19 protein-coding genes are annotated in these 26,013 nt (G+C 36.9%); 7 read left to right on the plus strand and 12 right to left on the minus strand.

Annotated features, from left to right (window positions below; all coding sequences use genetic code 11):
- Positions 1 to 2: 2 nt before the first annotated feature.
- Both rnr and rpiB read right to left on the minus strand, forming a co-directional pair.
- Positions 3 to 2,156, minus strand: a complete 2,154-nt coding sequence (gene rnr / locus HHL23_RS03620) for a ribonuclease R (protein WP_169233453.1) — start codon at positions 2,154 to 2,156, stop codon at positions 3 to 5.
- Positions 2,157 to 2,703: 547 nt separating this feature from the next.
- On the minus strand, positions 2,704 to 3,138 hold the full coding sequence (rpiB, locus tag HHL23_RS03625; protein WP_169233454.1) for a ribose 5-phosphate isomerase B: 435 nt from the start codon (positions 3,136 to 3,138) through the stop codon (positions 2,704 to 2,706).
- Positions 3,139 to 3,692: 554 nt separating this feature from the next.
- Between rpiB and HHL23_RS03630 the strand changes: the two genes are divergently transcribed.
- The gene (locus HHL23_RS03630) at positions 3,693 to 4,883 is read left to right on the plus strand and encodes a phosphoglycerate kinase (RefSeq protein WP_169233455.1); all 1,191 of its coding nucleotides are present in this window, start codon (positions 3,693 to 3,695) and stop codon (positions 4,881 to 4,883) included.
- A gap of 515 nt (positions 4,884 to 5,398) precedes the next feature.
- On the opposite strand, the gene HHL23_RS03635 is transcribed toward HHL23_RS03630, so the two are convergent.
- The 6 genes from HHL23_RS03635 to HHL23_RS03660 form a co-directional block, all read right to left on the minus strand.
- On the minus strand, positions 5,399 to 6,220 hold the full coding sequence (locus HHL23_RS03635; protein WP_169233456.1) for a class I SAM-dependent methyltransferase: 822 nt from the start codon (positions 6,218 to 6,220) through the stop codon (positions 5,399 to 5,401).
- Positions 6,221 to 6,335: 115 nt separating this feature from the next.
- Positions 6,336 to 8,198 (minus strand): tRNA uridine-5-carboxymethylaminomethyl(34) synthesis enzyme MnmG, encoded by a 1,863-nt coding sequence (mnmG, locus tag HHL23_RS03640; RefSeq protein WP_169233457.1) that lies wholly within the window; start codon positions 8,196 to 8,198, stop codon positions 6,336 to 6,338.
- 147 nt (positions 8,199 to 8,345) lie between these two features.
- Positions 8,346 to 8,768, minus strand: coding sequence for an rRNA maturation RNase YbeY (ybeY, locus tag HHL23_RS03645; RefSeq protein WP_169233458.1), 423 nt, complete (start codon positions 8,766 to 8,768; stop codon positions 8,346 to 8,348).
- Positions 8,769 to 8,772: 4 nt separating this feature from the next.
- Positions 8,773 to 10,929: a patatin-like phospholipase family protein gene (locus tag HHL23_RS03650; protein WP_169233459.1), complete on the minus strand. Its 2,157-nt coding sequence runs from the start codon at positions 10,927 to 10,929 to the stop codon at positions 8,773 to 8,775.
- Positions 10,930 to 10,931: 2 nt separating this feature from the next.
- Positions 10,932 to 13,379 carry a bifunctional UDP-N-acetylmuramoyl-tripeptide:D-alanyl-D-alanine ligase/alanine racemase gene (locus tag HHL23_RS03655; RefSeq protein WP_169233460.1) on the minus strand — a complete coding sequence of 816 codons (2,448 nt, stop codon included), beginning with the start codon at positions 13,377 to 13,379 and terminating at the stop codon, positions 10,932 to 10,934.
- 310 nt (positions 13,380 to 13,689) lie between these two features.
- Positions 13,690 to 14,280, minus strand: coding sequence for a thymidine kinase (locus HHL23_RS03660; RefSeq protein ID WP_169233461.1), 591 nt, complete (start codon positions 14,278 to 14,280; stop codon positions 13,690 to 13,692).
- Between the two features lie 61 nt (positions 14,281 to 14,341).
- Between HHL23_RS03660 and HHL23_RS03665 the strand changes: the two genes are divergently transcribed.
- The 4 genes from HHL23_RS03665 to fabG all read left to right on the plus strand — a co-directional run bounded on the left by HHL23_RS03665 (position 14,342) and on the right by fabG (position 18,945).
- A complete protein-coding gene (locus HHL23_RS03665) occupies positions 14,342 to 15,841 on the plus strand; it encodes a hypothetical protein (protein WP_169233462.1) in 1,500 nt (499 codons plus the stop codon).
- A 2-nt stretch (positions 15,842 to 15,843) separates the two neighbouring features.
- Complete coding sequence (gene rsmI / locus HHL23_RS03670; protein ID WP_169233463.1) at positions 15,844 to 16,518, plus strand: 16S rRNA (cytidine(1402)-2'-O)-methyltransferase; 675 nt, start codon at positions 15,844 to 15,846, stop codon at positions 16,516 to 16,518.
- A gap of 5 nt (positions 16,519 to 16,523) precedes the next feature.
- The gene (locus HHL23_RS03675; protein WP_169233464.1) at positions 16,524 to 18,029 is read left to right on the plus strand and encodes a WG repeat-containing protein; all 1,506 of its coding nucleotides are present in this window, start codon (positions 16,524 to 16,526) and stop codon (positions 18,027 to 18,029) included.
- Positions 18,030 to 18,201: 172 nt separating this feature from the next.
- Complete coding sequence (gene fabG / locus HHL23_RS03680) at positions 18,202 to 18,945, plus strand: 3-oxoacyl-[acyl-carrier-protein] reductase (RefSeq protein ID WP_169233523.1); 744 nt, start codon at positions 18,202 to 18,204, stop codon at positions 18,943 to 18,945.
- Between the two features lie 69 nt (positions 18,946 to 19,014).
- Here the strand turns inward: fabG and HHL23_RS03685 are convergent, their stop codons facing one another.
- The 3 genes from HHL23_RS03685 to surE all read right to left on the minus strand — a co-directional run bounded on the left by HHL23_RS03685 (position 19,015) and on the right by surE (position 21,732).
- Positions 19,015 to 20,055: a GMP reductase gene (locus HHL23_RS03685; RefSeq protein WP_169233465.1), complete on the minus strand. Its 1,041-nt coding sequence runs from the start codon at positions 20,053 to 20,055 to the stop codon at positions 19,015 to 19,017.
- A 241-nt stretch (positions 20,056 to 20,296) separates the two neighbouring features.
- The gene (locus tag HHL23_RS03690) at positions 20,297 to 20,962 is read right to left on the minus strand and encodes a GNAT family N-acetyltransferase (protein ID WP_169233466.1); all 666 of its coding nucleotides are present in this window, start codon (positions 20,960 to 20,962) and stop codon (positions 20,297 to 20,299) included.
- Positions 20,962 to 21,732, minus strand: a complete 771-nt coding sequence (gene surE, locus HHL23_RS03695; protein WP_169233467.1) for a 5'/3'-nucleotidase SurE — start codon at positions 21,730 to 21,732, stop codon at positions 20,962 to 20,964. The genes HHL23_RS03690 and surE overlap by 1 nt, the downstream gene beginning before the upstream one ends.
- Positions 21,733 to 22,241: 509 nt before the next feature.
- Between surE and HHL23_RS03700 the strand changes: the two genes are divergently transcribed.
- Positions 22,242 to 24,371, plus strand: coding sequence for a carboxy terminal-processing peptidase (locus HHL23_RS03700; RefSeq protein ID WP_169233468.1), 2,130 nt, complete (start codon positions 22,242 to 22,244; stop codon positions 24,369 to 24,371).
- 55 nt (positions 24,372 to 24,426) lie between these two features.
- On the opposite strand, the gene HHL23_RS03705 is transcribed toward HHL23_RS03700, so the two are convergent.
- Positions 24,427 to 24,930 (minus strand): superoxide dismutase family protein, encoded by a 504-nt coding sequence (locus tag HHL23_RS03705; protein WP_169233469.1) that lies wholly within the window; start codon positions 24,928 to 24,930, stop codon positions 24,427 to 24,429.
- Between the two features lie 150 nt (positions 24,931 to 25,080).
- Between HHL23_RS03705 and HHL23_RS03710 the strand changes: the two genes are divergently transcribed.
- Entirely contained in the window at positions 25,081 to 25,983 is a 903-nt protein-coding gene (locus HHL23_RS03710; RefSeq protein WP_169233470.1) for an AraC family transcriptional regulator, read from the plus strand.
- Positions 25,984 to 26,013: the final 30 nt, after the last annotated feature.

Raw genomic sequence — 26,013 nt, forward strand, 5'->3', positions numbered from 1 at the left:
AATTAATCAACAATCTTAAAGTCCAACTGTTTCTGAATAAGATTAGCTTTTACTACTTTGATCTGGACCTGATCACCTAACTGATGTCTTTTTCCGGTTTTATGACCATAAACTGCATGGGTCTTGGCATCGTAAGAATAGGAATCATCCACAAGATCTCTTAATTTGATCAGGCCTTCAGCACCGTTTTCAGGTATTTCTACCCAGAAACCGAATTCTGCAACGCCTGAAATCACTCCTGTAAATGTTTCTCCAAGATGTTTTTCCATAAATTTCACCTGCATGAACTTGATAGAATCTCTTTCTGCATCAGCAGCAAGCCTTTCCATAGCACTACAGTGTTTTGCCTTGTCTTCAAGCTCCTGCTTACTCGGAGATTTACCTCCATCAAGATAATGCTGTAAAAGACGGTGGGCAAGAAGGTCAGGATAACGACGGATAGGAGAGGTGAAGTGGCTGTAATATTCGAAACCTAAACCGTAGTGTCCGATAGGTTCTGTAGAATATACCGCTTTGCTCATACTTCTCATGGCCAACGTTTCGATCATATTTTCTTCTCCTTTTCCTTTGACATCAAAAAGTAGCTTGTTCAATGATTCTGCTACTTTTTTAGTGTTGTCAAGGTTCATTTTATATCCGAAAGTAGAAACAAAATCTCTCAATGCTTCCAGTTTCGCAGGATTCGGATCATCGTGAACCCTGTAAATAAAGGTATTGTTACTTACCGTTCCTTTATTGGTTAATGATACAAATTCGGATACTTTTTTATTGGCTAAAAGCATGAATTCTTCGATCAGGTGATTGGAATCCTTGCTTATTTTAAAGTATACTCCGATTGGCGAGTTATTTTCATCCAGATTGAATCGTACTTCACTTCTGTCGAAAGTAATCGCTCCATTTCTGACACGCTCATCACGCATGATCTTCGCAAGTCTATCCAAAGTATTGATTTCTTCTGCAAGATCTCCCTGGCCCGTTTCAATACGTTCCTGAGCTTCTTCATACGTAAATCTTCGGTCTGAATGAATCACAGTTCTTCCAAACCATTGTTTCTGAATTTCTGCTTTGTCATTCAGTTCAAAAACGGCTGAAAAAGTATATTTATCTTCGTTCGGGCGGAGTGAACATACATCATTACTTAAAACTTCGGGAAGCATTGGAACGACGCGGTCTACAAGGTATACCGAGGTTGCTCTTTTGTATGCTTCGTCATCCAGCATAGTTCCCGGAACTACATAATGAGAAACGTCTGCAATATGTACCCCGATTTCCCAGTTTCCGTTTTCTAATTTTCTTATGGAAAGTGCATCATCAAAATCTTTTGCATCTTTAGGGTCGATGGTGAATGTACAGATATCGCGCATATCCCAACGTTTTGCAGCTTCTTCGTCAGTGATTCTTCTGTCAATTTTATCAGCATCGAGCTCAACTTCCTGCGGGAATTCATACGGAAGACCATATTCTGCAAGGATAGAGTGGATCTCAGTTTCATGTTCACCCGGAGCTCCCAATACCTGGATGATTTCTCCCTGAGGGTTTTTATCTCCCGGTCTCCATTCTGTCATTTTAACGACTACTTTATCGCCGTTTTCGGCTCCCCCGAAGTTTGTTTTCGTAATAAAAATATCGGTATTGATCGATTTTTTATCACACACTACAAATCCAAAGTCTTTGTGAGCAACCAGCTGGAATGTTCCTACAAATTCAGTTCTGTTTCTTTCAAGAACTTCCAGTACCGAACCTTCCAGTTTCTTCCCTTTAAAATGATAGGTGATGATTAAAACCTTATCCCCCTGAAGCGCATCTTTCACATTTTTGGAGTGGATAAAGACATCATCTTCCACACCTTCTACTTTTACGTAGGCATTACCGGATTGGTTAAAATCAATGACTCCGGTTAATGTTCCTGCAATCTTCAGATTAACGATAAATTTTCCTTTCTCCACTTCTTTGATCTTCTCAGAACCCTGAAGTTTATGCAGAGCCTGGATCACCAGTTCTCTCTGACGTGGATTTTTATAATCTATTCCGTCTGCGAGCTGCTTATAATTATAGATTTTGGACGAATTGGTATTCATGAAACGCAGGATCAATCTTCCGATTTCCATGAGTTTCTGTTCGTTTTTATGGCTTATATATTTACCTTTTCTTGGCATTTTTTAATGTTGTTTAATTGTTATTAATTGTAATAATCTAACAGCGATATTTCTATAATTCCGGAATCGTTATATTCAAAAAGAATTCTTTTTTATCCGGTGAGATCCTATTTTTTGTACTATCTAATTTGTTTCTCATCATATCACTGCCAGGAAGTGTCATTACACCTTTCACTTCCTTATTTTCTATAGAGTCTCTAGTATTTGTAAATTTCGTTTCTGCTTTTCCTTATCTTTTATTTCCCGTACAAGGAAACTACTTATTATAAAAGTGAATGATGCAGATGCTTAATCTTGATTCAATTTACCTTTTCTTTGTTATTCAACTGCATCAATTTTCCTTCCAATTTACTTATAATGGAGACTTTAGTTTGTATAAAAATACTACAAATATGGAGAAGAGGGGAGAAAAACCTTTGATTAGTATCTTTTAAACAGATCAGGTTTTGTATGGAAATAATAGACTGGTACTTTCTATTAGTTGCTGCAAATGTACAAAATAAAAAATAAATAAGGCCTGCAATTTGATTTACAGGCCTTTATATATTTAGCAAACAGCAATTTTATCAACTCTGTTTTGGTGTCTTCCTCCTTCAAAGTCTGTGGAAAGAAACTTCTCTGCAATTTCTATAGCCACTTCCTTAGATATAAATCTTGCAGGCACAGAGATCATATTCGCATCGTTATGCTGTCTCGCGAGCACTGCAATCTCCGGCATCCAGCAAAGAGCACATCTGATCTTCTGATGTTTGTTCGCTGTGATTTGTACTCCATTTCCGCTTCCACAGATCAAAATTCCCAATTCATTTTCCCCGTTTTCAACAGAGGTAGCAGCAGGATGCACAAAGTCCGGATAATCCACACTGTTTGTGGAGAACGTTCCAAAATCCTGAACATCAAACTTTTCTGACAGATAGTTCTTAACAATCTCCTTATACTCATAGCCTGCATGGTCTGCAGCAATAGCTATTTTTCTTTTCATAATACTTGTATTAAGTCTTTTTAGATTTTATTTCATGACAAAGGTAAGAATAATAACAAAGTCTGTTAGTTAATCGGGAGTAATTTGTGAAAAGGTACGTGAATAAGTGTGGAAAACTTTTTCCAACTTTCTATTTTTAAAGAAGAATTTATTTCGTAATGGGAAATGTATTCGGAAATTTTAGTCACAACTTTCAAATTGTTTTCTTCACTTAATCCGAACTTTTTCCATAATTTAATTACTAAGAATGGTTTTGTTGGGAAGTTATTCACATCTGTTGATAAGTCCGTGAAAAAGCAGATTTACAATCTATTACAATGTGAATTAAATATGAATTGAATAAAAATTATTTGTTACCAATTTTTTTGATAAAACTTATCCCCGAAACTAACAATACTCAACAACAACTACATTATTCTTTTCTTTAAAGAGAAAAAAATTGTTGATTAGTGGGTGATTGGGTTGAGGGAAAGTTTCGGAAAAGTTTTAATTCAATGGATCTGTTGAAAAAGTTTAAAAGCTTACATTTGTGAAACGAAAATTCAACGATATTTATGAAAACAATCAATGATTTCAATTTTAAAGACAAGAAGGCTCTGGTAAGAGTGGACTTTAATGTTCCGCAGGATGATCAGCTAAAAGTGACCGATAATACGAGAATCACAGCTGTGAAGCCCACAGTTGAAAAAATTCTTAATGACGGAGGTTCTGTAATCTTAATGACGCATCTTGGAAGACCAAAAGGTGAAGTGAAAGATGAATTCTCTCTTAAGCATATCGTAGATGAAGTTTCCAGCGTTCTTGGACAGGAAGTGAAGTTTGTGGATGAATGTATCGGAGAAAAGGCTGAAAAGGCTGCTGCTGAGCTTCAACCTGGACAGATCCTATTGTTGGAAAACCTTCGTTTCCACAATGAAGAAGAAAAAGGAAATGCAGGTTTTGCCGAACAACTTTCAAAACTTGGTGATGCTTTCGTTAATGATGCATTCGGGACAGCTCACAGAGCACACGCTTCGACAGCTGTAATTGCTCAATATTTCGAATCAACTAAATATTTCGGTTTATTAATGGCTAAAGAGCTTCAGGCGATCGATAAAGTATTGAGAAAAGGGGAAAGACCTGTAACGGCAATACTAGGTGGTTCTAAGGTTTCAACTAAAATTACCATTATAGAAAATATACTTCCTGCCATAGATAATCTGATTATCGGTGGTGGTATGGCTTTTACTTTTATTAAAGCTTTGGGAGGTAAAATAGGGAACTCATTGGTAGAGGAGGACAAGCTTCCTTTGGCACTTGAAATTTTAGGTAAAGCGAAAGAGCACCAGGTAAAAGTATACCTTCCTTCGGATGTCATTATTGCTGAAGCTTTCAATAACGATGCTGAAAGAAAAGAGTCTGATATTTATGAAATCCCTGAAGGATGGATGGGGCTTGATGCCGGTCACAAATCGAGAGATCAGTTCAATGATGTATTGCTAAATTCCAGAACAATTCTTTGGAATGGTCCGATCGGAGTTTTTGAAATGTCAAACTTTGCAGGTGGAACTGTTGCTCTTGGTGACAGTATTGCTGAGTCTACAAAATTTGGAGCATTCTCTCTTGTAGGTGGAGGTGACAGTGTTGCTTTTGTAAAGCAGTTCGGTTACGGAGAAAAAGTAAGTTATGTTTCAACAGGGGGAGGAGCAATGCTTGAAAGTCTGGAAGGTTTGGAACTTCCGGGAGTTGCTGCTATCAATAAATAGAATTTTATTTTATATATAGGAGACCGTCATGAGTGACGGTCTTTTTTATTTTTGGAATATTTTTTTCAATTTCTGTTTTTTGGTTTTATTTTTTAATTTAGAGTGAATCTATTGTGATTTTTGAAAATCACTGTTAAATTTTCTATTTTGTTAAAAAGATGTGGATATCTGCGATTTTAGTGAAAATTTATTTTTTCATGTGGTAAGCTTTTTATGTTCAATCTATTTTTTTTTGAACCTGATTTTTATGGTTCGGATTTTTTTTGAAAATTGAAATTGTCAATTTGGTGATTTTATTTTTCAGCAGTATCGAACTGACTATAAATTAGTACGCTCTCCGATTTTTATTATTAATTTTTGAAAGGATGGAGTAGGAGAGTTGTATTTTTTACATTTCTCAATTTTCCAATTTTATAGAAATCCAAAAAAGAAACCCGGAAAATTCTCCAGGTTTTTGTTTTTTTAGTCAAAATTGATGAAAACTGACCTTCAGAAACGGCTTAAAAATCGATTTTCTATCTTTTTTCGATAATGTATATCAAACTTGAAAATTCGTTTGAAAAAAGCGCCTTTACGTTAGAAATCGTTCCGTAGATGACTGCTTTTAGCCAAAAAAGAGGTGATTTTTTGTATTTTTCGCTCAACATAGAGATGTAAAACGAGTCAAGGACCAAAGGTTTGATTTTTCTCATTTTCCAGTCCGGCTTTTTGGAAATTAAATTTTCCATACCATTTTTAGAGAAATGATAAATATGTCTCGGTACATCGTAAGCTGCCCAATATTCTTTGTAATGTTTTGCATCATAAGAAGTAGGATTGGGAACCGCTATGATTAAGAGTCCCTTGTCTTTTAATTTCCCGTGAAATATATTAAGCATTTCATCCTGATTTTCTACATGCTCGAAAACGTGCCATAAGGTAATGGCATCTAAACTATGATCCGGAATAGTTTGGATGTTATCCAGTACAGTTGCTTTTGAGATTTTACTGAGTGCTGCTTTTCTTGCATCAGCATCAGGTTCAAAACCGAAGGTTTTAAAATCTTCTTCAATATACTTCACAAATTCTCCCGCACCGCATCCGTAATCAAGAACTTTTGCTCCTTTTTTTATTCTGTCTGTGAGGATATTTTTTTTGTATTGCAGATTAAAAGACTGCAGGAATTTGTACAGCTTTTCTTTGAAACTTCCGGAATCCTGGTGGTGGGAAATATAATCTTCGCTTTCATAATATTTGGAAATATTAGATGGAATAGGGGAGGTCTTGAAAACCCCCTTTGTTTCTGTTTCCTTTATTTCAAATATTTCCTGTGAAAGAAAATGATCCTTTATTCTCATTGAATTGATATCTTGATATTTTAAAATTAAAGTATTTATGGATTAAATATAACGCTCATAAATACCTTAATTTTTGCTTTTAATTTATAAATGTTTCACGTGAAACATTTTTGCTTTAACGTCCTAAATAGACTAGTAAAACGTTTATATCGGCCGGGGAAACACCACTGATCCTGCCTGCCTGTGCAATAGTTTTAGGTCTTACATTGGACATTTTCTGTTTTGCTTCTAAAGAAAGGCTGGAAATGCTTTTATAATCAAAATCTTCAGGAATTTTTATGTTTTCCAAACGATTTAGCTTAGCTACATTCTCTTTTTCCTTTTCAATATATCCTTTATATTTAATATTGATCTCTGCCTGTTCTCTTACTTCATCATCATATTGAGAAGTGAATTCTTTGATTACGTCTATGGCATCAAGCTTTTCCAGTGTAATATTAGGTCTTGTAAGGAATTGTGAAGCTCTGTAAGCCTGATCTACAGGATTACTATCGATGGTTTCCAAAATAGGATTGATAATACCGGGCTTTAAAGAGGTTTCTCTTAAAAACGACTCAAGTTCCTGACTCTTAGACACTTTGGTTTCTACTTTTCTTAATCTGTCTTCTTTTGCCAGACCTAAATGGTATGCTTTTTTAGTTAATCTGATATCTGCATTATCCTGTCTCAATAGAAGTCTGTATTCTGCACGGGAAGTAAACATTCTGTAAGGTTCTTCGGTTCCTTTTGTAATCAGGTCATCGATTAATACGCCAATATAAGCTTCATCTCTGTTTAGGATGAAATCTTCTTTATCGTGTACTTTATTGTGAGCGTTGATTCCCGCCATTAAACCTTGTCCTGCTGCTTCCTCATATCCTGTAGTTCCATTGATCTGTCCTGCAAAATATAAATTGTCAATCAGCTTTGTTTCTAAAGTATGCTTTAATTGGGTAGGAGGGAAGTAGTCATATTCAATAGCGTATCCTGGACGGAACACTTTTACATTCTCAAAACCTGGAATATGTTTCATCGCTTTGATCTGTACATCTTCAGGAAGAGAAGAGCTGAATCCGTTTACATAGATCTCAACGGTTCTCCATCCTTCTGGTTCTACGAAAAGCTGATGTCTTGTTCTTTCTGCAAAACGGTTGATCTTATCTTCTATGCTTGGACAATATCTTGGACCTAAACTCTGGATCGTTCCATTGAACATTGGGCTTCTGTCGAAACCTTCGCGTAAAATATCATGGACCGTTTCATTAGTATAAACGATATGGCAGCTAAGCTGTTTTGTTAATTTAGGAGTATCTGTATAACTGAACTTTTGAGGATTTTTATCTCCTTTCTGTTCTTCCATTTTAGAATAATCAAGACTTCTTCCGTCTACTCGGGGAGGAGTTCCTGTTTTCATTCTTCCGGCTTCAAAACCTAAACTTACCAATTGTTCGGTAATTCCGAATGCTCTTGGTTCGCCCATTCTTCCTCCGCCTAATTGTTTATCTCCAACATGAATTAGTCCGTTAAGAAATGTTCCGTTGGTTAAAACAACCGATTTACTTTTTATCTCAATTCCTAAAGAAGTAACAACTCCGGTTACTTTATTATTTTCTACAATAAGCTGTTTTACCATATCCTGAAAGAAATCAAGATTGGGTGTATTTTCTAATGCCATTCTCCACTCTTCAGCAAAAAGCATTCTGTCATTTTGTGTTCTTGGAGACCACATCGCGGGGCCTTTTGAAAGGTTCAGCATTTTGAACTGAATCGCTGATTTATCGGCTATAATTCCGGAGTATCCTCCCATAGCATCTATCTCTCTTACGATCTGTCCTTTTGCGATTCCTCCCATTGCAGGGTTGCAGCTCATCTGTCCGATGGTCTGCATATTCATTGTAACAAGTAAGGTCTTTGAACCCAGGTTGGCGGCTGCTGCTGCTGCTTCGCAACCTGCGTGTCCGGCACCTACTACGATTACGTCATATGTATCTGAAATCATTTTTATATTGCTTATTTAAAGCCTTTAATTTTAATATTTTCTATGAATGTTTCACGTGAAACATTTTTAGAGAATGCACTCTAGGTGGGTTTTAATTGTATCTAGCTTATAGCACTTTACGGATTAGCCTTTAAGTGATTCTTTAATTTATTCAGGATTTAAATCTCTGAATTTTGCCAGATAGAAATCTTCCATTCTCCTCATTTCTTTCTCTTCTTCTTCGGTCTTATCCTTGTATCCTGCGAGGTGAAGAATGCCATGAGCCAAGACCCTTTTTAGTTCTTCTTCATAGTTTCTGGATAGAGTAGAAGCATTGTCCGAAATCCGCTGCAAAGATACGAAAATCTCTCCGCTTATTGTTTTACCTTTTACATAATCGAAAGTGATGATATCGGTATAATAATCATGCTGCAGATAATCCTGATTGATCTTAAGCAGATATTCGTCATCGCAGAAAATATAATTGATTTCGCCTAGTTTTTTTCCTTCTGAAAGTATAATATCCTTCAGCCATTTTTGATAATCTGTACTGACAGATTCCTGTAAGTTTTCGTAAAAGAATTGTATCATTGTATTAAAACCAGTGTCCTAAAATAACACTGAATATGCCTTTTTGATTGTTTTTAAGTGAGTGGCTAAAATTGATTTTAATCTGCCCGAAAGGAGATTTATAGCCGGCGGTAAGCCCTACTGAGCTATAGTTTACTTTAACAGTTTCTTCGAAATTGATATCATCCGAAAGATTGGCAAAGCTAAAATTCCCGCTTAAGAAATAGCTTTTATTAAATTTAAATTGAATGTCATTGGAAACCAGAACCACATTATTGGCGTTGAGTTGTGCAAAATAGAAGCCTCCAAAGCTTTTAAAATTGATCAGATTCTGTTCAAAGATCCCACCGAGTCTGTACTGGTAGAACTCCGGAAGATTATCACCAATGGTAACTCCTCCATAAAGATTAAGACGGTAAGAGAACTGTTTGGAAAGAGGAATATTAATCCTGATATCTGCCTTAACCTGTATAATTCTTTTTTCTACCTCAGACTTCAATAGATCGATTACTTTACCTTCAGCGGCAATATAAATCCCTCTGGAAGGGAAGTCTTTATCGTTCTGGGTATCACTTTTTAAGAATACATAAGGGTTTAAGAAACGCATGTATCTTTCATGCTGTCCATTTATTTCAGCGCCAAAATAATCGTGACTAATCCCTCCGCCTATGGCGAATTTATCCTTCCACACAGACTGTATATAGGCTTCATTCCTGAACCATTCCCACTTATCTACCACATTATTATCTATGTTTTTCAGGTCAAAGCTCATTCCTGAAGAGTAGATACCGAAACCTGGGATATATCCGTTATCAATAAAATAATTCAGATAATATCTGGGCTGATCTCCCACGATAACATCCAGTGAAAGATTTGAATTTTTGAATAAGAGACGTTTTCCCGAATAATTCAGAAGAAGTCCGGTTTTAAATACTTCATCATAATGCAATCCGACTTTCAAAAAGTGACGGGCTTCATCCTCTGTAACATAGAGCTTAAGATAATTGGCATCATTTTCCGGAATGATATCATAGTTGATAAACCTGTAATTATTGGTGGCAACAAGCTTATCTATTTTCTTGTTGATGCTGCCATACGTCTGCATAGAAGGGAGGCGGAGGCCCATTTTCCCCAAAACGTAGTTTTTACCATATATTTTGCCTCCATCCAATGAAATGCTGTCAATCTTATATACATTGGAATATATTGGATTTACGCGCTCTCTAAGGCGGTCAAACGACCGTTTAGGAAGCTGATCCAGTATCTTGGTATACTTCATGCCTTCCACATAGCCACTGTCAAGAATTTTCTTCTTATCATCATAGCTTGTCGCAGTCATTCCCTTAAGATTAGGTTTGATATTGATATCGGTATATTTATACTGTTTTCTGGTATCTCTTTTAATTCCGAAATCAATGACCTGATTTAGAATTGATATAATATTGCTTAAATCCTCTCTTGTCGATAAATCCTGGTTAAGGTCCACACCGATCACGATATCGATTCCTTTGTCCTTTAATGGTTTTGATGGATAGTTAACCGTCATTGCTCCATCAATATAAATGCTGTCTCCAATTTTTACCGGATCCATAAGAGAAGGGAAGGCAGAGCTGGCCATAATGGACTGTACAAGATCTCCCTTTTCGAAGATTTCCATATTTCCGCTTTCCAGATTGGTGGCGACACACATAAAAGGAATAGGCAGCTTGGAGAAATCATCAATATTGGAAACATTTTTGAAAAGTTCTTTGAGAAGGTAGACATTTCGCTGTCCTGAACTTATAGAGGAGGGTAGGGATATTTTGCCGTTTTTTAAGGGAATGGATAAAAGATATTTATCTACGGCTTTGTTAAAGAAAGAAGTTTCCTGTCTGGATTTCGGATCCATGATCAAAGAATAGAAATCTGTATCCATTACGATCTTTTCTATCTCTTTTCCGGAATATCCCGAAGCGTACAAACCACCCACAATGGCACCCATACTGGTTCCGGAAATATAATCTACTTTTACCCCCAATGAATCTAATACTTTCAGCACTCCTACATGGGAAAAACCTTTAGCTCCGCCACCGGCAAGGGAAAGGCCTATTCTGGGATTTTTGGGTATGACCAGATCCTTTTTCACTTGTGAATGGATCATCAGGAGTTGAAATACGAAGAGAAGGATCAGGAGTTTTCTCATAATTAATCTTTTATATAAATCCGTTTCACCCGGGGCGAAATGGACGTTAACACTTCATAGGTTATGGTTTTGCAGTAGCCTGCGAATTCTTTTAAACTTGGTTTTGCATTAAAAATGGTGACCGTATCACCTTCCTTTATGTTGGGGATTTGATCTACGTTGATCATCATCATATCCATACAAATGTTTCCTACAATGGGAGTCAGCGTTTTGTTTACCCCCACATTTCCAACCTGGTTACCAATAAGTCTTGGGATTCCGTCTGCATAGCCAACAGGGATGGTAGCAATCCTGGCGGCATGGTCCGGCTTATATTTTCTACTGTAGCCTACAGATTCTCCGGTATCAACAGTTGATATCTGTGAAATTACGGTTTTAAAACTTACCACAGACTGAAGTTGTTTCTGTATTTCACCACATGGTGATTCTCCAATCATTCCGATCCCGATTCTTACCATATCATACTGATGAGCCGTATAACTTGTTATTCCGGAAGAATTAAGGATATGTCGGAGAGGAGTATAGCCCAGCTTCTCGATCAGATAATTGGAATTCTTTTCAAAAACTTCGAACTGTCTTAATGTAAATTCCCTTTCCTCAGGCATGTCAGAAGAAGATAAATGGCTAAACATACTCTGAACCTTCATATTTTTGTGGCTTAAAGTTTCACTTAGCTGATCCAATTCAAAATCTTTAAAACCAAGACGGTGCATTCCCGTCTCCAGCTTGATGTGAATAGGATACTTTTTATCGTATCCGGATTTCTGAACTGCTTCATAGAACAACTCCAGAACCCTGAAACTGTAAATTTCAGGTTCAAGATTATACTCAATAATAGCCTCGTAGCTGTGTTGTTCAGGATTCATGACTATAATAGGCGTGGTAATCCCTTTTTTACGGAGCTCTATACCTTCATCGGCATAAGCAACACCCAGATAATCAATGTGATGATGCTGTAGGAATTCAGAGATTTCATAACTACCCAATCCGTAAGCATTCGCTTTAACCATGGCCATCATTTTTATTCCCGGTTTCAATAGGGACTTGTGATAGTTGATATTGTGAAGAATGGCATTGAGATTGATCTCCAGAACGGTATCGTGCTTTCTGAGTTCAAGAATATCTTTTAGTTTTTCGATCTCAAATTTTCTCGCTCCTTTCAGCAGGATAATCTGGTTTTCAATTTCCGTAAGATGTTTACTGTCAATTAATTCTTTAGTATCTACGAAAGTAAAAGTTTTAGATTTAAATAAATTACTGAATTTTGAAATTTCATCGCCAACAAGAAATACAGAATCAAAATTCTGGTCATTCACAAGCTCGGAAACTTCTTCATAGAGTTCTTTAGAATTAGAATTAACCCCTACAATATCCGTTAAAACCAACGACTTTTTAGATTTTTTATATTCATTCAGAAACTGAAGTGCGGTTTTCAGAGAATCCAGATCCAGATTAAAAGAATCATTGATAACAATATTATTTTTAATTCCTTCAATCGCTTCCAGACGCATTTCCACAGCCTTTAAAGAATTGATTTTTTCAACAATCTTTTGATTATCGATATTCAGTTCCTTTAAAACCGTGACCAAAGCCAAAGCATTGGTCAGTGTAGCTTCATCCCTCTGGTGAACAGGGAAGCAGATCTCTTCATCAAAATAAACAACCGTAATCTTCTCATCTTTAGAAATATTTTCTTTGATGAAAACCTGGTTGTTCTTTTTAAATCCGTAAGAAATTAATCTTTTGCTTGAATATAATTCGTGTATCTTTTTGTCAACCAATTCGTTGTCGCCATTGTAAATAATGACTTCAGAATCTTTGAAAAGTATGATTTTTTCATCAATCAATTCTTCTTCGGATTCAAAATTGGCGGCATGGGCATTTCCAATATGAGTGAGCAGTCCGATCTGGGGATGAAAAATATTTTCCAGTTTTTCCATCTCATGAGGCTTTGAGATTCCTACTTCAAAAATTCCAAGTTCCTGTGAACTGTTAATTTGGAGCAGAGAAAGTGGAAGACCAATCTGGGAATTGAAACTTTTCGGACTTTTTACGGTCGGAAATTCATTCCACAGACACTGATAAAGCCATTCTTTTAAAATGGTTTTCCCGTTGCTTCCGGTAATTCCTATAGATTTAAGATGAGCATTTTCGAAATGATATTTTGCCAGTTTCTGAAGAAAATCCACCGAATTGTCAACTATGATCCACGTTACATGTTCAAACTGCGGATACTGATGTTCAGAAATAATGATATCAATACCACGATCAACTGCAGATTCAATGAATTTTTCACCGGAATTTTTATGCGTATTGATCGCTACAAATGCCGTATTTTTCGTTGAATAAATAATTCTGCTGTCAAACGCTATATTTTTGACCACTAGTTCTTTGTCTCCAATGATCTGTGCATTGGTGATCTCTGCAATTTGTTGTACTGTATAGTTCATTGGTGCCCCCTTCTGCTTTATTTTGAGCTCATAACGGTAAACTTTTGAGGAAAGAGAGATATGATGTTTTTAAACCATATTCCTTTTCAAAGTTTTGTCATTTACCTTTACAAGTTAATTTATTTTTTTGAACAATGGTAAAGGCGTAAAATAATTAATAACAGATACCTTCTTAGGGTGTAAGCATCTTATCGAAGATAAAATTGAGCCCTGCCTGCGGAAAATGGTGATTTTCTGGGGTCTTAAAATGGTCGTGTATTAGAAATAACTCTGCGCCTTTGCTATTATCAACCGCGATTCAGCGGTTTTATTATATTTTCTTTTTTAAAAGTACTTCGTCAATAAAAACACGTCGGCTTACTGCTTCATAACTTTCTGTTTCACCAAGCTCTACGAGATCATTTCCCTGGGAAGTTCTCATGGAATAGTTGGCTAGATTACCCGTTCTCTTGCAAATAGCATGCACTTTTGTCACATACTCTGCGGTAGCCATTAAATTAGGCATCGGTCCGAACGGACGTCCCAGGAAATCCATATCAAGCCCTGCCACCACTACTCTCGTACCGCTGTTGGCAAGCTGATTAGCGATATCAACAATGCTTTCATCAAAGAACTGCGCCTCATCTATTCCCACCACGTCACAGTTAGAAGCCAGCAAAAGAATTTCATTGGGATTATCTACTGCTGTACTGCGTATTTTATTCTGATTATGAGAAACTACGTCCTCTTCAGAATATCGTGTATCCAGTCTCGGTTTAAAAATTTCCACGTTCTGTCCCGCCATTTCTGCTCTTCGCAATCTTCGGATCAGCTCCTCGGTTTTCCCCGAAAACATAGAGCCACAAATAACTTCCATCCAACCACTTTGTTTGGAATGATTAATTGTATTTTCTAAAAACATTTGTTAAATTAGCCGTATATTTTTAAGATCAAAAGTAAGCAATTTTAATAAGATTCTTATTATGCAAAACATCCAAGATTTAAAGGAAAAAATTTTTTTTGAATCCAAGAATATCATTGATATCCTGGATAAAATAAACAATGTAGACGAATTACTTTCCAAGCAGGATCTTGTAGATGAGCTTGCGAACAGGATTTCTTTTTTACGGCTGCTGGAAAAAAATATCGAGTATTTTATTACAGATCATTCACAGCAAAACGCCCAGAGCCAGTATGTTTCATTGAATTTAGACGAAGGTCATGAATCTAATCATGATGTGACGGAAGAAGAAGCGATCTTCAACAATGAGTTTAATGAAATTGATGAAAACGAAGGTGAAAATTATACTAATTCATCAAATGATGAAGAGGAAAAATTTAACCATCAGCTCGATGAGATCGTAGAAAATGAATTCCACGAGAATATGGCCAGTTTTGCAGAAGAAAATGACGGACATGACTCAACGGAAGGCGTTCAGGATAAAGATTCTCACGGTACAGTTGCAGAAGAGGAAGATGTTTTTAATAGCCAGCTGAACGAAATAGAAGAAAATGAACCATTCAATACCGACGAAAAAGTATTGAGTTTCGTAGATGAAGAAAGAATTCTTGCTGATGCTGAACCGGATAATGATGAAGATCTGAATGAAGATTTATTCACCACTGAAACTACGGAAGAAGAAGTAGTTTTTAATAATCAGCTTAATGAAATTGATGAAAATGAAGACGAGGTTTCACATGAAATAATTGATTTAAGTGATCTTGAAAAAGAAGAATCAGATCATCATAAGCTATCAGATAAATCCAATGAACCGACAGAAAGAATTCCAAGTATTTTTGATACTGAAATGTTGGAAGATGAAATACTGATCGAGGAAAATGAAGAGCAGTTTGCTACATCCCATGTCATGATGGAACAAGGAGAAATGCTTACAGAAACTTCCAATGTAGAAAGTATTCTGAGCGAAATAAAAAATGATTTTCCTTTAGAAGAAAAGGAAGAAACCATTCTTGCGGAAGTATATGACAGAAGAAAAATTGTCGACATAGACAAACCTTTTCACGAAACAGAAAAACCTGCTTCTGATGAAAGCTTCGAAGATCTCGATGCTTATCAGCAGGAGAAAAAAATAAAACTGGCCAATATCAAAGGATTGAAGGCTGTACAGACTCTTTTTGATGACGATCCTCTGGAAAGAGAGATACCCAAGCAGAAACCCGTATCTGAAACAAAAGAAGATCAGGGAGGCATCCTGAAAACAAACATTCCTACCAACTTTATGGAGGCAGATAAGGTAAAACCTGAATTCAGACTGGATCTGAATGACAGAATTGCTTTTTCAAAAATGCTCTTCAACGGAAGTCAGTTGGATCTGAACGAAACGGTGTCCCATCTTAACGGATTCAGGAATCTGGAAGAAGCAAAAGAGTATCTTAGCGATCTTTATTACGAGAGAAAGTGGAGTAAAGTAGATGAATATGCCCAGAGACTCTGGATATTGGTAGAAAATAAATTCTTATAATTTTGAGCGGAATCTTATATTTTGTTCCCACACCCGTTGGGAACCTGGAAGATATGACCTTCAGGGCTATAAAAGTCCTTAAAGAAGTTGATTATATTTTATGTGAAGACACAAGGACATCAGGAATACTTTTAAAGCATTACGAGATTTCCAAACCTTTAAAATCCTATCATCTTCATAACGAACATCAGGCCACCGAAAAGGTAATTGGTGATCTTAAAAGCGGGCAGAACATTGCTATCATTACCGATGCAGGAACCCCCGGAATATCAGATCCTGGCTATCTGTTGGCGAGAGCAGGCTCAGAGAATGATATCGAAATGATATGTCTTCCCGGAGCTACAGCCCTGATTCCGGCCCTTGTGGTTTCCGGACTTCCGAATAACGAATTTCTGTTTGCAGGATTTCTGCCACAGAAAAAAGGAAGACAAACCAAGCTTAAGCAACTGGCTGAAGAGAAAAAAACCATTGTTTTATACGAAAGCCCACATAAGATCAATACAACCCTGGAGCAGATCAGAGAATTCTTCGGAGAAGAAACAAAAGCCAGTCTGAGCAGGGAAATTTCTAAAAAGTTTGAAGAAACCAAACGCGGAACAATCAATGAATTAATTGAATTTTCCAAAAGCAAAACTTTAAAAGGAGAGATCGTTCTTATTGTCAATAATTCTATCTAAATTCATTGAAAAACTTAGTTTTCGCACTGTGTTCGTCAGTGTGTATGGCCCAGACCAATCAGTATAAAAAAATTCTTTTATCAAAAAAGACCGGAAAAGAAGTGAATTCCTATTCAGGAGGATATGGAACCGTCTATGATGCAAAAACAAAGACCAGAAGTATCGTAGATTCATTGGGAAATATAACTTTTGAGTCGCCATACAGTATTTCACATATCTTTAAAAACAGGTTTATTCTTACTGAAGAAGCCAATTATAAGACCAAATCTGCCGTCATCGACGAGAAAGGAAACCAGCTGCTTCCTCTCGATAACCAGAGTTTTAATACACCCTGGCTCAGCGACAAACGGATTATTTCTTCAAAAGAAGGGAAAGACGCCGTTTATGATTATAACGGAAAGCAGATCATCCCTTATTCGGACAGGATTCAGTTTGCTGGGGAAGACCGCTTCTTTATCATGAAAGATAAAAAGTGGTTTTTATATGATCTTGACGGAAAACAAATCAGTGATCGTACATTTAAAGAGGATTATCACTTCGAAAATGGCAAAGCATTGATCATCAATGAAGATAATCAGAGCGAGATCATTGGAAAAGACGGACAAACACTGCACCAGTTTTCAACACAGATTTACAGTATAGCTTCTTATCCCTATCTGATTACCAGAAACAGAACGACAGGAAAATATGGCCTAGTTGATGCTGAAGACCATATCCTTGCCGAGGAGATCTTTGATGATGCGGCCCCTGAATATTTTGGAACAAAGCAATATGTTTATCTTCGAAAAAAAGGAAAGGCGAGCGTTTTTAACAAGAAAGACAGGAAGCTTTATCCAAATAATTTCAAGTATTTAACGCCATTATTTAATGATCTTTTCACAGTGTACAGCGATAAGTTAAAGAAAACCGGAGTAGTGAACCTTCATGGAGACATCATTGTTCCCCAGGAATATGACTTTATCCAGAACTTCAATATTTCAGGGAAAGACTTTATTTATCTTAAAAAAGGAAAGGAAGAGCAATTTCTAAACCAAGATTTAAAGAATATTCTGGACGAAAATACACAGGTTATTGCCTTTTATCCTGATCATCTCATCATTAAAAAACAGGATAGCTACTATCAATTTTCTGTGCTGAACCAATCTGCTTCTATTCTGAAAGACATTGTCTCTATCAAAGAACAGGAGCCGGATTTCTTTAATATTTTCAATCTGTATTCAAAACCTGTGGTCTGCAGAAACACCAGTAATTTATACGGAATAATGGACGAAAAAGGGAAGGAGATCGTTCCTTTTATCTATGACGACATCATTGCATTTGAAAATTCCGAGAATGAGATTGTCGTAAAGAAGCAGGATAAATATGGAGTGGTGAATTTTCAGAATGAGCCTTTGAAGGATATTATTTATGATAAATATTACTGGCAGAAGGAAGTTTTGAAACTGGATAAAGACAAAAAAACCGATATCCTTTATTTTACAAGATTTAAAAATAGTGGCAGCCGTCTTTAAATATGATAAAAAACAGACAAAAAATTTCACTAATTTGATGATTTGAAATGCATTGAATAACAATTTATAATATCTTTGCGGACTGTTTAATTTCTATAAAATTAAATGTGCTAAATTGCCGTTTTTTCAAAGACGGAAGTATTTACTAAGAATATAATTATCAAGAGATATGATGAAACTATTAGAAGGAAAGGTAGCACTAATTACCGGAGCTACAAGAGGAATCGGAAAGAAAATTGCTGAAATGTACGCTGAACAGGGTGCACAGGTAGCATTTACCTATGCCGGCTCTGTAGAAAAAGCTCAAGAGTTAGAAGCAGCTTTAAGTTCTGTAACCAAGATCAAAGGATATCAGTCTGACGCATCAGATTATGATGCAGCTCAAAAGCTAATCGATGATGTGATGGAGGAGTTTGGAAAGATCGATATTTTGATCAATAATGCAGGAATCACAAAAGATAACCTTTTGTTGAGAATGTCTAAAGAAGACTGGGATAAAGTAATGAGAATCAATTTGGATTCGGTATTTAACCTTACAAAAGCGGTGATCAAACCGATGATGAAAGCTAAATCAGGATCTATTATCAATATGACTTCAGTAGTTGGAATCAGCGGAAATGCCGGACAGTCCAATTATGCCGCTTCTAAAGCAGGAGTGATTGGATTCACAAAATCTATCGCCCTGGAATTAGGATCAAGAAACATCAGATGTAACGCTGTTGCTCCCGGATTTATTGAAACGGAAATGACATCGGTATTGGATGAAAAAACGATTCAGGGATGGAGAGACCAGATTCCGTTGAAGAGACTGGGACAAACTGAAAACGTTGCCAATGCATGTGTATTCTTAGGAAGCGAAATGGCTTCTTATATCACAGGACAGACGCTGAACGTAGACGGCGGAATGCTGACTTAATAATAAATCAAAATAGGCTGTACATCACTTGTACAGCCTATTTTATAATTTGAAAGATTGAAAAATCTGTTAATCTTTAAAAACCTGGTTTTCCTGCTCCTGAACCCTGATAAAAGTGGTTCTCTTGGACAGTTCTTTAAGCTTGGAAGCCCCTACATAGGTACATGTAGAGCGTACACCTCCCAAAATATCTTTTACGGTTTCTGAAACAGGACCTTTATACACTGCTTTCACGGTTTTCCCTTCCGAAGCGCGGTATTCGGCAACACCTCCGGAATGTTTATCCATGGCTGTTTTGGAACTCATCCCATAAAACAGACGGAATTTTTTCCCGTTTTCCTCAATGATCTCACCGCCACTTTCATCATGGCCTGCAAACATTCCGCCCAGCATGACGAAATCTGCGCCTCCACCAAAAGCTTTAGCCACATCTCCCGGAACTTTACAGCCTCCGTCAGCAATAATATGCCCTCCAAGGCCGTGTGCCGCATCAGAACACTCAATAATAGCTGAAAGCTGCGGATATCCGACCCCTGTTTTTACTCTCGTTGTACATACCGAACCAGGCCCGATACCTACTTTGATGATATCAGCACCTACCAGAAGAAGTTCTTCTACCATTTCTCCGGTTACTACGTTTCCGGCCATAATGATCTTATCCGGAAAATTAGCCCTTGCTTTCTTCACAAATCCAACGAAATGCTCAGAATATCCATTGGCTACATCAATGCAGAGAAACTCGATTTTTGGGTGCTTCTCGAGGATCACTCTAAGTTTTTCTTCATCTGCTTTTCCTGTACCGGTACTCAACGCAATATATTGATGGATGCTTTCAGGCTGGCTGTCCAGAAATTGGCTCCATTCCTCAGGAGTATAATGTTTGTGAACAGCTGTAATGATCTTGTCTTTGGCCAGTTCTACAGCCATTTCAAAAGTTCCCACCGTATCCATATTAGCTGCGATTAGGGGAACTCCGCTCCATTTCTTTTTCGTATGCTTGAAGGTGAATTCTCTTTCGAGATCCACTTCTGAGCGGGATTTTAATGTAGAACGTTTGGGACGGAACATTACATCCTTGAATCCAAGCTTTATATCATTTTCTATTCTCATAATCTGGAAAAAATTAATAATAATAAATGTAGGGAAAACTTTCAAGGGAAAATGGAAAAGAGAGGGTTTTATAGATTTTTTAACCTGGTTTTGATAAAGTGAGAAAGCTCGAAGCCGGAAGGGGGAAGGTCCTGAAGTCAGCAGAATGACTTGGGCGTGAACGTATTGATTTTTAAAAGGAAAGGAATGGTGTGAATTTGTGTAATTCTTGAAATCTATGGGAAAAATAAAGGGCGGAAAATTATCTTTTCACACCCCATAAATTTATAGTTCCCCGATGCATAAAGCCGAGTTTTTTATACAGTTTTTTGGCTCCTGTATTACTTTCCGCCACATGCAGAAAAGGCGTTTTTCCATCTTCAAAGATCTTTCCGGAAACAAAAGCAACCAGTTGTTTGGCTAAACCTTTCCCCAGATGATCCGTATCTGTGATCACAGCGCTTACCTCTGTCATGTCATTCATCTGCATTCTTTCGCCGGTAACTGCAACAAGCTTATGGTCTTTAAATATGCCAAAATAACGTCCTAATTCGGGAGTTCTGGCTTTGAAATAATAAGGATAAAACTTCATGATAAATGCCATGAGCTCCTCATGATTTTCTTCTTTCAGTTCCACAATATCTTCAGTGAAATCTATCTGAACGGAATTCTCCAAAACATATTGATCACAGATAAGTCTGGACAGTTCTGTTTTTAAATTTCCCAGATCAGGCTGAGCACCGAAAATCAGAAAATCATCACAGATCTTTGCGTATTCTGTGATGTCTTTTTCTCTTGAAAGCTCTGCTGCTGCTCCAAAAGAGGCTACTTCAGGGTTATAGAATTTCGTGTTCCCAAAATTGAAACAGAACTTTTCATGATATTCATTAAGTGAATGATAAACAGGATTGTCTAGCTTCTCGTACATCAGTCAAAATTCATTACTTCCTCAAGGGTTTTCATATATTCATAGGCTGTAAGGTCGAACTTTACAGGAACGATTGAAATATATCCGTTGGCCAATGCGGTTTCGTCGGCATCTTCAGACTCATCCATATTATTGAAATATCCTGTCAGCCAGTAATATTTCTTTCCGTGAGGATTTACTCTTTCGTCAAAGCTTTCTTCCCATTTAGCATTCGCCTGCTTGCAGACTTTTACACCTTTGATTTCTCCTGTAGTGAGTTTTGGGATATTAACGTTCAGTACAATACCTTTAGGCATTGGGTTTTCAAGCGTTCTTCTGACAATATTCTGGATATAATCTTTGGCTTGTGAAAAATCAGCTTCCCAGCTAAAATCCATTAGTGAAAATCCGATAGCCGGAATTCCTTCTACACCAGCTTCTACAGCTGCGGACATCGTTCCAGAATAGATCACATTGATGGAAGAATTAGCGCCATGGTTGATCCCTGAAACTACGATATCCGGTCTTCTTGTCAAGATTTTGTCAAGAGCCATTTTTACACAGTCTACAGGAGTTCCGCTACATGAAAAATCGGTCTGTGGCCCATCAAGTTGTACTTCTTCGTAGCTTAGGGTAGAATTGATTGTAATAGCGTGGCCTTTTCCACTTTGGGGAGAGTTCGGTGCAACGACAATAACATCTCCAATTTCGTTCATAAATTGTATTAGGTTTCTGATACCAGGTGCGGTAATTCCATCATCATTAGTAACCAGAATAAGCGGTCTTTCCATAAAATCAGTTTAATTTTAGCATAAATTGCTCGTATAAAGGGCTTTTCTTCGTCGTTTTGGACAGAAAGAAAAAGTTCCCACACTTCAAATTTAGCTAAAAAGTTTTGAAGATAAACGCAATTCAGGAAATATAAGTTTTGGTCTGAGAAGGAAGACAATGATGAATCAATCATAAAAAACTTCTCTGTAAATATGGGCTAAAGAAGATCTGATCTGCTGTTATCCTGTATGACAAAAGGAGTGATCGTTAATTAGGGGACTATAATTTTTAATAGATTGAAAAAGTATACATTACCATTTAAATAACCTATAACATATTGATTATAAGTTATGTAGTTTGGTACATTTTAAATAACAATACTTCCACTGAACGGGTTTTAATAAAAAACATTTAAAACTATCCGATAATTGTAAATAAGGTATTAAATTTGATAGTTTGTAACAGCGAATTAATTGCTGCTACTAATTGTAGTATATATTAAAAAAAAATCAATAAATAAAGACAGTTTATGTGGAAAAATTTCAAACTGAATAAATTTTTACTCCTAATTCCATTGACAAGTCTAATGTTTTGTTTCAACTCGCCAAAGAATGACGATGAAAAGATGCAGACAATCATGGTGAGCGTAAAGAATACACTTTCTTATTTACATTACAGCCCTAAACCCATCAATGATGCCTATTCCAAGGACGTTTATAAACATTATTTCGAACTGGTAGATCCCGCAAAAAGATATTTCCTGCAGTCGGATATGGACGAATTCGGTAAGCACGAAACAAAGCTTGACGACTATATCAGCCAGGGAGATCTGATATTCTATAAACTTACCATAGACAGACTATATCAGAGGGTAGATGAAATCGATAAGATTACTCAGGATATTTTCAACAAGCCAATCAATCTTCAGGAAGAAGAATCTCTGACTCTTGAACCGAAGCTTAAAAAAGTACCTGCCAACAAGCAGGAACAATATAATGAATGGAGGAAATATATTAAATATAATATTCTTCAGGAGGTTGAATCTATGAACAGCAAAGAAGAAGCTCAGAAAGAGAAGAAAGATTCTGTTCAGAAATATAAGTTGAAAGATACCATCAAGTATCAGCCGCTTACGCAGGATCAGAAGATCAAAAAAGCGACGAATGAAGTGAAAGACCTTGTAAAAGATACCTTCACAAGATTCAAAAAGAGAAAGAAAATGGATTGGTTTACAGTGTATATGAATGCATATACTGAAGTTTTTGATCCACACACCAATTATTATTCTCCAAAGGATAAAGAAGATTTTGATACTCAGTTTACTGGAAAGGTGATCGGTATCGGAGCTATTATTCAGGAGAAAAAAGGAAATCTATTTCTGGGTGCTTTAACGATTGGTGCGCCAGCCTGGAAGTCTAAACAGCTTTCTGAAGGCGACAAGATCTTAAAAGTGAAATCCAAGCCGAAAGATGACGCGGTCAATGTAGTAGGAATGCTTTCTGATGAAGCCGTAAGACTGATCAGAGGAGAAAAAGGAACACCGGTTACCCTTACCGTTCAGAAAAAAGACGGAACGACGAAGGATGTAACCATGATCCGTGAAGAAGTTGCTATTGAAGATACATTTGCAAGAAGTATTGTCGTGAACTCTCCAAACGGAAAGAAATACGGATTTATCAATCTTCCAAGTTTTAATGCTGATTTTGAGAATGCTAAAGGAAGAAATGCTTCTGATGACATCAAAAATGAGATCATTAAATTAAAAGAGCAGAATATTGAAGGAATCGTTCTGGACCTTAGAAATAATGGGGGAGGATCTCTTACTGAAGTTGGGGATATCATGGGACTTTTCATGGATGCGGGACCTTATGTTCAGGTGAAAGACGGCAATGGAAAGATCCAGACTTTAAAAAATAAAAATGAAACACCAATCTGGACAGGCCCATTAGTGATCATGCAGAACGAGCTTTCCGCATCAGCTTCTGAGATCTTAGCGGGGGTAATGCAGGATTACGGAAGAGCGATGATCATCGGTTCTCCGCAATCATTCGGAAAAGGAACGGTACAGACCTTTGTAGACTTGAACAGATTCTTGAATACGGAAGATGATTTCGGATCTTTAAAACTGACGATTCAGAAATTCTACAGAATTACAGGAGAATCTACCCAAAGAAAAGGAATTGTTTCTGATATTCAAATGAAAGACTTCTTTACTTACGCAGAAGTAGGGGAGAGATATGATGATTATGCTTTAGCGTGGGATAAAATTCCTGGAACTAAATTCCAAAAACTGAATTATTTCAATATTCAGGCTCTGGAAAAAGCAAGTGCCGACAGAATGGCTAAAAATAACAATTATCAGCTTCTTCTTGAATCTGCCCAGTGGAGAGAAAAACTGGATAAAGAAGAAAATATTACACTTAATGTCAACAAGTTCAATGAACTGATGAAGCAGAGAAAAGCTCAGATCGAGAAATTCAAAGCTTTAAGCAAGTTTGAGAACGGTCTTAAGTTCACGATGTTCCCTGGAGAAATCGAAAGGGAGAAAAAAGACGAAGCATTCAAGAAAAAATCTGAAATGTGGATCAAAAATCTGAAAAAAGATCCCTACCTGCAGGAAGCAATGAATATCGTTTCCGATATGGGAACTAAATCATAAAACAAAAAAACCGCTGATGAAAATCAGCGGTTTTTTTATGGCAATCAATAGGATATTATTTAATTTCCACACATCCCACTCTTCCCCCTGCATTCCCTGTAGGCTGAGTATGAAAGTCATCTGCTGCTGCATGAATGATAAGACCTTTTCCGATGATATTTTTAGATTCATCTGTACATCCGAGACACCATTTATTCGTTTTGAAAGTAAGGACTGCTTTTCCGGTTGCATCAGCCGTTAAATTTCCTATATCTCCCATATGAAAATGATCGGCACCCCATTTTCCGTGGTCGTCTTTAGCTGGATTCCAGTGTCCTCCTGTAGAAGTTCCATCGGCTGCAGAACAGTCGCCTTTTTCGTGGATGTGTACCGCATGGATACCCGGAGTAAGACTTGTTACCTCAAGTTTCATGACCACTTCTTCGCCTTTCTGCGTAAACTTAGCCGTTCCGCCAGTCTGTGTTCCGCTCTTAGCGTTTACCGTGTACGTTTTTGTCGTGCAGCATGAAGCCGCTAAAAAGGCACACCCCGCCAATAGTGCTAATGTTTGTACTTTCATTTTTAAATGATTTTAAAGTGATTATACCGTTAAATTTATAAAAGATTTTCCGAAACACTTTATGATTTCAATCCTTTTTTAAGAAACAGCAATATATGACAAGTGAAATTCTGCGTATCTTAATACCTTTAGCCATCAGTATTTTTTGAAATGGAAGAACACAAAAAAAGGATTATAAAAACAATCAGGTACATCGATGACAACCTTGAAACCGATCTTTCTTTGGAAAAAATTGCAGAAATCGGAATGTATTCTTCTTTCCATTTCCATAGGATTTTTAAGCTCATTACCGGAGAGACACTCCAGAACTATATCATCAGAAAAAAAATAGAAAAAAGCGCCTTTTATCTGGCTGTAAAGAAGGATATAGCGATGAAAGATATCTATCACGATCTCGGATTTTCCAGTCACTCTGTTTTCAGTAAGACTTTTAAAAAACACTACGGAATAGCTCCCTCCGCATTCCGGAATTCTGCACCAGAAACTTTTCACAAGATTTTACAGATACAGAGCAAGAACGGACAAGTTGATACGGTTTTCAGCCAGTACATTTGCCATGTCGAAAACCTTTTAAACTGGACAAAAATGAATTTAAAAATTGAAGTAAAAGAACTGCCGGAAATGAATCTGGCTTCCGTTATGAGTTTAGGAATTTCCCATGTGGAACCTTCCTATAATACGCTTATTGAATGGGCGAAAAAAAGGCACTTATTTCCCCGTGAGAATGTTAAAATGATCTCCGTATACCATGACAGCTTTAAAGTGACCGCAGCCGATAAGGTAAGAATCCATGCGTGTATTCTTCTTGATGAAAGACTGGAGGATCAGAAGGGAGTTGTATTTTCAGAAACCATCGATGCCGGCAAATATATTGTAGGAAGCGGAGAATTTACGCTTGATGACTTTGAAAAGTGCTGGGTATCCTTATTTTTATGGATGAATGAGCATCATTATTCCATGAAGAAAGCATTTCCGTTTGAGATCTATCATTCTAATTTTAAAGACCACCCGGAAGGTAAAATGATCGTGGATTTCTGTATCCCGGTTTACTAATTTCCCATTCAGGAGCCAAAGTATGCCTTT

The sequence above is a fragment of the Chryseobacterium antibioticum genome (genome assembly GCF_012927325.1).
GTDB classification, from domain to species: domain Bacteria; phylum Bacteroidota; class Bacteroidia; order Flavobacteriales; family Weeksellaceae; genus Chryseobacterium; species Chryseobacterium antibioticum.